The sequence below is a fragment of the Mesorhizobium sp. M1E.F.Ca.ET.063.01.1.1 genome (genome assembly GCF_003998155.1).
GTDB lineage: Bacteria > Pseudomonadota > Alphaproteobacteria > Rhizobiales > Rhizobiaceae > Mesorhizobium.
Genome location: NZ_RZSC01000257.1, coordinates 1 through 7701, shown reverse-complemented (window position 1 = coordinate 7701; position 7701 = coordinate 1). Strand labels below are relative to the sequence as shown.

Below are 7701 nucleotides of genomic sequence, written 5' to 3'. Positions count from 1 at the left end.
TCGGACGGTCCTCACGCCTTCGTCGCGCCGGCAATCAGCGCGTCGATCTGCTTTTCGACCTCGAGCCGCGCCTTCAGTTTGCCGGCAAAATCGGCGCCCGCCGACTTTGCCGCATCGGGCAGCGTATCGTATTCGCTGAGTGCCTTGGCATAGTCGCCCTGATTGACCGCCACCTCCAGGCGCGCCACGGTCTCCGGCGCGCCCTTGCCTTCGACCGTGCCGACCGGCCGCACCTTAACCAGCGACTCGGCGCTCGACACCAGGCTCTGGAAGAAGCCGGCATTCTGGTCGACCGGCGTTGCCGCCTCGACCATGGCGTTGGCGGCGGCCTCGACCTCCGAAGCGATTGTGGCGCGGGTCGGTACGCCCTTTTCGGCATAGGACCGCAGCACCGTGATCTCCGGCGCGTCCGGCGCGATCGCGGCGAAGGTGTCGAGCTCGGTCGCGAATGGCGCGCCGCGGTCGAGCGCCGCCTTCAGCGCCGAAGCGGCAATCGCCAGCGCGATCTTCGGCTGCGAGGCCTGCGCGTCGACCTTGCCGGAGAGCTGCGACACCGACTGTTCCAGCGCCGCGATCCGGCCGTCCTCGGCCTTTGCCGCGTCGCCGGCCGATTTCACCAGCGCATCGAGCCCGGCGAGTTTTTCGTTGAGCGGGCCAAGATCAACCGGTGCCGCGCTGCCGGCTTTCTGCAGGTCGGCGACAGCCGTCTCGACCTGTCCGACCTTGTCGTTGAGCGCCTTGAGCGCCGTGCCGTCGCCGCTCTGCCCGGCCGAGGATTTCAGCGCCGCGACATCCGACTTCACCTGATCGAGCGCCGAGGACAGGCCGTCGATCTTGGCCGAAGCACCGGTATCGCCCGATTCCTTGAGCGCCGCGATTTCACCCTTGAGCGAGGCGATCTCGCCATTGACGCCGTCGAGCGCCGCTCCGCCCGAGGCAGGCGAGCCGAGCAGACCGACCGCCTGCAGCAGGCCGGCGCCGGCAAGCGCGACCACGCCGCCGATGAGGCCGGCCGCAATCATGTTGACGCCAGAGCGCCTGGCGGCCGGCGAGCCGTGACCGTCGTCCCGGGTCTCGCTTGGTTTCGCCGCAGAGCCGGCGGAACTGGTCTTGGCCGCCGACGCATCCTCGAAATTGTAGCCGAAGTTATTCGGCTCGCTTTTCGGAGCCTCTTCGCCGCCCGGATAGGGCGCTTCCGCCTCATCCTTGGTCTTGGCCTCGGGTCCATCGACCCCGGCCTGCGCCGCATCGGCGTGTTCCCACGGTTCGATGTCGGCCTGCTCCGCATGGATCGGTTCCTCCGGAGCTTCCGGCTGCGAAGCGGCGGCCGCTTCCTCCGCCTTCGCCTCGTCGGTCTGTTCCGGATTGGCCTCGGCCTTGGCGGCATCCTCCTCGGTGATTCGCGAGACGGCGCCGGGCTCGAGCTCGATGGTCACCGGCTCGCGGTGGCTCTTCGAATGTCGCACCTTAGGCGTCTTGACCATGCTTGGGCTCCGCAAATTGGCTTGAGGATGGTTCGAAGGGTCTAGGGGATGCTCTAGCACATCACCAAGCGGTGAAAAGGGGCGGTGTGATGACGCGGCTCAGCGCGGCAGCGACAAAAGCGCCAGCAGCGCGTCTTCGTCGGGTTGGGACGCAATCCGAACCTTTTGCCCGGCGCCGCCGTCCAATGCATCGGCGACGCGCGCGGACAGCGCCAGCAGCTCCGCCCTTTCGAACAGGCCGCGCAAGGTGGCCCGGCGGATCAGTGGGTTCAGCGCCTCGGCAGCCTTGGCGGAATAGAGCAGCACCGCGTCGACGGGCTTATTCGAAAGATGCGCCACGACCTCCGCATCGTCGCGGTTCAGCCGAACGGTGTCGTATGTCTCGATCGCGTCAACCCGCACGCCGGCCGCAGCGAGCCGCTCCTCGAAGATCCGAAAGCGCACGCGGCCGCAAAGATAGACGATTTCTTGGCCTGCGAGATCACTATTGATCGCATCGGCCAACGCTCCTGCATCGCCCGGGCCTTCAGCGACAGAGAGAAAACCGGCCGCGCGGCAGGCCTCGGCCGTCCTTTTCCCGACCGCATGGCAGGGCAAGGCGGCAAGCGCCGCGACAAGTTCCCTGGGCGCATGACGAACCGCATTGGCGCTGGTGACGGCGACCGCGGCGGCAGTGGGGAAGAAACTTGCCTCGACCGGCAGCGCCGCCGTCTCGGTCAGCGGCAGCACAATGGGTTGAAATCCCTGGGCTTCGAGCCGCCGCGCCGTGCGGGAAGCGCCCGGTTCCGGCCTCGTCACCAGGACGCGGGCCATATCAGGCCCAGCCTTCGAAGAATTTGGCGCCGGCCTTGGCCCGCACGCTCCGAGCGGCCTCCGCGCCGATTGCCGCCGCATCCTGGGCCGAGCCGTCCAATTTGACCTCGTGCGACTCGGTCCCGTCCGGCGAGATGATCAGCCCGGCAAAGGACAGTTTTTCGCCCGATATCGTCGCATGGCCGGCGATCGGCGTGCGGCAGGAGCCGTCGAGCGCGGCGAGAAACGCGCGCTCGCAGGCAAGCGCCTGCCCGGTCGGCACATCGCGGATGACCGCCAGCATTTTTTCCACCGGGCCGTCGCCGATGCGGCTTTCGATACCGATCGCGCCCTGCCCCGGCGCCGGCGGGAATAAATCCAACGGCATCAGGTCGGTGATGACGCTCTCGAGTCCAAGCCGCTTCAGCCCGGCATAGGCGAGGATGGTGCCGTCGCCGACGCCTTCTTCCAGCTTGCGCAGCCGGGTCTGCACATTGCCGCGGAACATCACCACCTCGAGATCCGGCCGCATCCGGCGGATCAGCGCCTGGCGCCTGAGCGACGACGACCCGACCCTGGCGCCTTGCGGCAGATCGGTGATCCGCTTCGCCGTCTTGCCGATGAAGGCGTCGCGCGCATCCTCGCGCGGCAGGAAGGCGGAGAGCTCCAGCCCGTCGGGAAGCACGGTCGGCATGTCCTTCGACGAATGCACCGCGATGTCGATGCGACGATCTAGCAGCGCTTCCTCGATTTCCTTGGTGAACAGGCCTTTGCCGCCGGCTTCCGATAGCGGCCGGTCCTGGATGCGGTCGCCGCTGGTCGAGATGACGACCACCTCGAACGCCTGTTCGGGAAGGTCGTGCGCCTTCATCAGCCGCGACCGCGTCTCATGCGCCTGGGCCAGCGCCAGCGGGCTGCCGCGTGTTCCGATTTTCAAGGTTGTTTGCATGGCGCGCGGTCCGTGATAACCCCCGGCAGGCAAAGCCTGACCGGCCTTGTCCTATATAGGAAAGGCCGGCGACACAATCTTCGAGGACAGCGACCAATTGATCCGCGTTCTGGGCATTGAGACGAGTTGCGACGAGACGGCTGCCAGCGTTGTGGCGCTGGACGACGGCTCGGCGCCCGAAATCCTGTCCAATGTCGTGCTCAGCCAGATCGAGGAGCATGCCGCCTTCGGCGGCGTCGTGCCCGAGATCGCGGCGCGCGCCCATGTCGAGGCGCTGGACGGGATCATCGAGGCAGCGCTGACCGATTCGGCCATATCCCTCGACGAGGTCGACGCCGTCGCCGCCACCGCTGGGCCCGGTCTGGTCGGCGGGCTGATCGTCGGACTGATGACGGCCAAGGCGATCGCGGCCGCCGCCAACAAGCCGCTGATTGCCATCAACCATCTCGAAGGCCACGCGCTGACCGCAAGGCTGACCGACGGGCTCGACTTCCCCTATCTGCTGTTGCTCGTCTCCGGCGGCCACACCCAGATCGTCGCGGTGCGCGGCATAGGCGACTACCAGCGCTGGGCCACCACCATCGACGATGCATTGGGCGAAGCCTTCGACAAGACGGCCAAGATGCTCGGCCTGCCCTATCCCGGCGGGCCGAATGTTGAGAAGGCGGCGGCCAGCGGCGATGCGGGCCGCTTTGCCTTCCCGCGCCCGATGAAAGGCTCGGCGCAGCCCGATTTCTCCTTCTCGGGCCTGAAGACGGCCGTCCGCCAGGCCGCGACGGCGATCGCGCCGCTCAGCGACCAGGACGTCGCCGACATCTGCGCCTCTTTCCAGGCTGCGGTTGCGGATGCGCTGGGCGACCGTGTCGCGCGAGCGCTCGCCCGCTTCCGCCTGGAATTCCCGGACAAGGCGAACCCCGCGCTGGTCGTTGCCGGCGGCGTCGCCGCCAACCGGACGATCAAGGGCACACTTGAGGCGCTTTGTTCCAAAGCCGGCTTCACATTCCTCGCGCCGCCGCAGAAACTCTGTACCGACAATGCGGCGATGATCGCCTGGGCCGGCATCGAGCGGCTGCGCGCCGGGATAGTGGGCGAGAATGCCGCGGACTTCGTGCCGCGCTCGCGCTGGCCGCTGGACAGTGTTTCCGCTCCTTTGGTCGGCTCGGGCCGGCGCGGTGCCAAGGCATGACCAAGAAGACTAAAAGCGGCAGAAAGCCGCCCAGCGGCTGGCGCGTCGCGGTGCTGGGCGGCGGCGCCTGGGGCACGGCGCTGGCGCTGGCCATGCTGCGCGCCGGCCATTTCGTGCGGCTTTACGCGCGCGACGGCGAGACCGTGGCGGCCATCGATCGCGGCGAGAATGCGCGCTACCTGCCCGGCATCGCGATCGAGCCCGGCATCGTCGCCACCAGCGATATCGCCGCGGCGCTCGGCGGCACCGATTGCGTGCTGGTGGTGACGCCGGCGCAGTCGCTGCGCGCGGTGCTGGCCACCGCCGCGGACCATGTGCCGAAGGGCGTGCCGCTGGTTCTCTGCGCCAAGGGCATCGAGCGCGACACCGGCGCGCTGCTGTCGGCGATCGTCGAGGAGATCCTGCCGGACAACCCGGTCGCGGCACTTTCCGGCCCGAGCTTTGCCACTGATGTCGCGCGCGGCCTGCCGACGGCCGTTGTGGTCGCCGCCCGCGATGGCGAATTGGCAGCCGATCTCGCCGCCCGCTTTTCGGCCGAGAACCTGCGCTGCTATTCCAGCGACGATCTCATCGGCGTCGAGATCGGCGGCGCGCTGAAGAATGTCTTCGCCATCGCCGCCGGCGCGGTCACCGGAGCCGGGCTCGGCGCCAGCGCCCAGGCCGCCATGGTGACGCGCGGCTTCGTCGAGCTGCGCCGCATCGGCGCCGCCTTCGGCGCCAGGCCGGAGACGCTGATGGGGCTTTCCGGCCTCGGCGACCTTCTGCTCACCTGCTCGTCGGCGCAGTCGCGCAATTTCGCCTACGGCCTGGCGCTCGGCCAGGGCAAGCCGCTTGCCGGCCTGCCACTCGCCGAAGGCGTGCCGACGGCGGGCATTGCCGCCCGCATCGCCGCCGAGCGCGGCATCGATGCGCCGATCATTTCCGCCGTCGCCGCCATCCTCGACGGCAAGGTGACCATCGGCCAAGCCGTGACGGCGCTGATGACGCGGCCGCTCAAAACCGAAACCGACATCTGACCCTTGGAGTTTTGAACATGCTGTTTGCGTTGATTTGCAAGGATAAACCCGGCAGCCTGCAGCTGCGCGCCGACACGCGGCCGGCGCATGCGGCCTTCCTCGAAGGCCTGATCAGCGAAGGCAAACTTGCCTTTGCAGGCCCGTTCCTCGACGCCGATGGGAAGCCCGAAGGCAGCCTGGTGATGATCGAAGCGCCCGACATGGCCGGCGCGCAAGCCTTGGCCGCAGCCGACCCTTACGCCAAGGCCGGCCTGTTCGAAAGCGTCGAGATCCGTGCGTGGAACTGGGTCTTCCAGAAGCCTGCGACCGAATGAGGTTCGCTTGCGCTGCCCCTCATCCGCCTGCCGGCACCTTCTCCCCGTAAGAACGGGGAGAAGGGAGAAGCTCCAACGCTGGCGACCCCTCTCCCCGTCCTTACGGGGAGAGGATAGGGTGAGGGGCAGCGCCAACGCTGAATAATGGCCAACCGACAATGGCAATGGGACAACTGAGATGAACTACTGGCTGTTCAAATCCGAACCCTCGGTCTTTTCCTTCGAGGCGCTGAAGGCCAAGGGCAAGGCCGGCACGCAGTGGGACGGCGTGCGCAATTACGCGGCGCGCAACAACATGAAGGCCATGAAGATCGGCGATCTCGGCTTCTTCTATCATTCCAACGAGGGCCTCGACATCGTCGGCATCGCCGAGGTCTGCGCGCTTGCCCACCCCGACACCACGACCGACGATCCGCGCTGGGAATGCGTCGACATCCGCGCCTGGAAGGACGTGCCGAAGCCGGTGACGCTGGAACAGGTCAAGGCCAATCCGAAGCTTGCCGAGATGGCGCTGGTCCGGCTCGGCCGGCTTTCCGTGCAGCCGGTGACGCCGGCCGAATGGAAAGAGGTCTGCCGCATGGCCGGCCTCGACCCGGCGCCGTGACCAGGCTCACCCCGAAAAACGCCAAGACATTCATCCTCGACAACACGGCGCTGATGGCGCCGCCGCACGTGCCGGAAGTGCTGCTGCACTTGGCCGACGAGGCGCATGATCTGTGGCTGCGCACCGAGGAGGAGCTGGCCGAGATTGGCCTGCCGCCGCCATTCTGGGCTTTCGCCTGGGCCGGCGGCCAGGGCCTTGCCCGCTACGTGCTCGATCATCCGGCCGCCGTGCGCGGCAAGCGCGTGCTCGATTTCGCCTCCGGCTCTGGCCTTGTCGCCATCGCTGCCTTGAAGGCCGGAGCTACCGCAGTGGTTGCCGCCGATATCGACCCCTTTTGCAAGACGGTGATCACGCTCAACCTGGAAGCCAACGGCGTGAAGGCCGAATTCCTGGATGCGGACTGCATCGATACGGATGACGGCTGGGACGTCGTGCTCGCCGGCGATGTCTTCTACGACAAACCGTTGGCCGATCGGCTGATGCCGTGGTTCACGGCACTCAAGGCGCGCGGCGCCGATATCCTGGTTGGGGATCCCGGCCGCGCCTATCTGCCGAAGAAGGGACTGCAATCGCTGGCCGTCTACCAGGTGCCGGTGACGCGCGCGCTGGAGGATGCGGAGGTCAAGCGCACGACCGTCTGGCGATGGGGTTCTGCCGCTCCCGCTTGACGCCGCCGGCGAACCGGGATTCCATTCAGCCATATTTTTGGGCGACACGCATTCGGAGGGGGAACATGGATTTTTCAACGGTGAACTGGCTGGCGGTGATCGTCGCCGCCGTCGTGGCGTGGCTGTTCGGCGCCGCCTGGTACATGGGCTTGAGCAAGCCCTGGCTGAAGGCGGCAAAGCTTGACCCGGCGACCATGAAGCGCTCTGTCGTTCCGTTCATCGTCAGCTTCATCGCTGAGCTCATCATGGCGCTGGTCATGACGCTGGTTATCGGCGCGCTGACCGGCGGCGAGCCCAACCCGCTCGCCGGGGTGATCTTCGGCTTCGTGCTCTGGCTGGGCTTCGTCGCCACCACGCTTTCGGTCAACCACCGCTATCAAGGCTTCGGCTGGGGCCTGACGCTGATCGATGCCGGCCATTGGCTGGGCGTGCTGCTCCTCATCGGCGCGGTGATCGGGTGGTTCGGCGCGCCGGCCGGCTAGGGCGCCATCATGTCGGCGTCTTCGCCGCTTCCTCGATAAGCCATTCGCGAAAGGCGGCGACGCGCGCGTCGTCCTTCACGGCTTCCGGATAAACCAGGAAATAGGCGAACTCCGGCGCCACCCTGATGCCGAGCTCGAAGGGTCGCACCAGACGCCCTTGCGAAAGGTCGTTGGCGACCATGGCGAAGTCGGCCAGCGCCACCGCA

At 67.3% G+C, this 7701-nt stretch carries 9 protein-coding genes and 1 pseudogene; 6 read left to right on the top strand and 4 right to left on the bottom strand.

What is annotated here, in order from left to right; translation table 11 throughout:
• Nucleotides 1-11 precede the first annotated feature (11 nt).
• The 3 genes from EOA29_RS18700 to hemC all read right to left on the bottom strand — a co-directional run bounded on the left by EOA29_RS18700 (nucleotide 12) and on the right by hemC (nucleotide 3225).
• Entirely contained in the window at nucleotides 12-1484 is a 1473-nt protein-coding gene (locus EOA29_RS18700) for a COG4223 family protein (protein ID WP_126091240.1), read from the bottom strand.
• 99 nt (nucleotides 1485-1583) lie between these two features.
• Nucleotides 1584-2297, bottom strand: coding sequence for a uroporphyrinogen-III synthase (locus EOA29_RS18695; protein WP_126091239.1), 714 nt, complete (start codon nucleotides 2295-2297; stop codon nucleotides 1584-1586).
• A 1-nt stretch (nucleotide 2298) separates the two neighbouring features.
• Nucleotides 2299-3225 (bottom strand): hydroxymethylbilane synthase, encoded by a 927-nt coding sequence (hemC, locus tag EOA29_RS18690; protein ID WP_126091238.1) that lies wholly within the window; start codon nucleotides 3223-3225, stop codon nucleotides 2299-2301.
• Nucleotides 3226-3325: 100 nt separating this feature from the next.
• Here hemC and tsaD point away from each other — a divergent pair, with 100 nt between their 5' ends.
• The 6 genes from tsaD (at nucleotide 3326) to EOA29_RS18660 (ending at nucleotide 7495) form a co-directional block, all read left to right on the top strand.
• Nucleotides 3326-4411, top strand: a complete 1086-nt coding sequence (tsaD, locus tag EOA29_RS18685) for a tRNA (adenosine(37)-N6)-threonylcarbamoyltransferase complex transferase subunit TsaD (RefSeq protein ID WP_189350629.1) — start codon at nucleotides 3326-3328, stop codon at nucleotides 4409-4411.
• Nucleotides 4408-5427, top strand: coding sequence for an NAD(P)H-dependent glycerol-3-phosphate dehydrogenase (locus EOA29_RS18680; protein WP_126091236.1), 1020 nt, complete (start codon nucleotides 4408-4410; stop codon nucleotides 5425-5427). The genes tsaD and EOA29_RS18680 overlap by 4 nt, the downstream gene beginning before the upstream one ends.
• Nucleotides 5428-5444: 17 nt before the next feature.
• Nucleotides 5445-5741: a YciI-like protein gene (locus EOA29_RS18675; protein WP_126091235.1), complete on the top strand. Its 297-nt coding sequence runs from the start codon at nucleotides 5445-5447 to the stop codon at nucleotides 5739-5741.
• A gap of 178 nt (nucleotides 5742-5919) precedes the next feature.
• Entirely contained in the window at nucleotides 5920-6345 is a 426-nt protein-coding gene (locus tag EOA29_RS18670; RefSeq protein WP_126091234.1) for an EVE domain-containing protein, read from the top strand.
• Nucleotides 6300-7013 (top strand): methyltransferase, encoded by a 714-nt coding sequence (locus tag EOA29_RS18665; protein WP_189350467.1) that lies wholly within the window; start codon nucleotides 6300-6302, stop codon nucleotides 7011-7013. The genes EOA29_RS18670 and EOA29_RS18665 overlap by 46 nt, the downstream gene beginning before the upstream one ends.
• 65 nt (nucleotides 7014-7078) lie before the next feature.
• Nucleotides 7079-7495 carry a DUF1761 domain-containing protein gene (locus tag EOA29_RS18660; RefSeq protein WP_127221264.1) on the top strand — a complete coding sequence of 139 codons (417 nt, stop codon included), beginning with the start codon at nucleotides 7079-7081 and terminating at the stop codon, nucleotides 7493-7495.
• Between the two features lie 7 nt (nucleotides 7496-7502).
• Here the strand turns inward: EOA29_RS18660 and EOA29_RS18655 are convergent.
• Nucleotides 7503-7701 (bottom strand): annotated as a pseudogene (locus EOA29_RS18655) (transcriptional regulator); the annotation flags it as partial.

Coding starts and splice junctions, on each gene's coding strand:
- EOA29_RS18700 (WP_126091240.1), bottom strand. CDS start 1,484: ATGGTCAAGACGCCTAAGGTGCGACATTCGAAGAGCCACCGCGAGCCG.
- EOA29_RS18695 (WP_126091239.1), bottom strand. CDS start 2,297: ATGGCCCGCGTCCTGGTGACGAGGCCGGAACCGGGCGCTTCCCGCACG.
- hemC (WP_126091238.1), bottom strand. CDS start 3,225: ATGCAAACAACCTTGAAAATCGGAACACGCGGCAGCCCGCTGGCGCTG.
- EOA29_RS18680 (WP_126091236.1), top strand. CDS start 4,408: ATGACCAAGAAGACTAAAAGCGGCAGAAAGCCGCCCAGCGGCTGGCGC.
- EOA29_RS18675 (WP_126091235.1), top strand. CDS start 5,445: ATGCTGTTTGCGTTGATTTGCAAGGATAAACCCGGCAGCCTGCAGCTG.
- EOA29_RS18670 (WP_126091234.1), top strand. CDS start 5,920: ATGAACTACTGGCTGTTCAAATCCGAACCCTCGGTCTTTTCCTTCGAG.
- EOA29_RS18665 (WP_189350467.1), top strand. CDS start 6,300: ATGGAAAGAGGTCTGCCGCATGGCCGGCCTCGACCCGGCGCCGTGACC.
- EOA29_RS18660 (WP_127221264.1), top strand. CDS start 7,079: ATGGATTTTTCAACGGTGAACTGGCTGGCGGTGATCGTCGCCGCCGTC.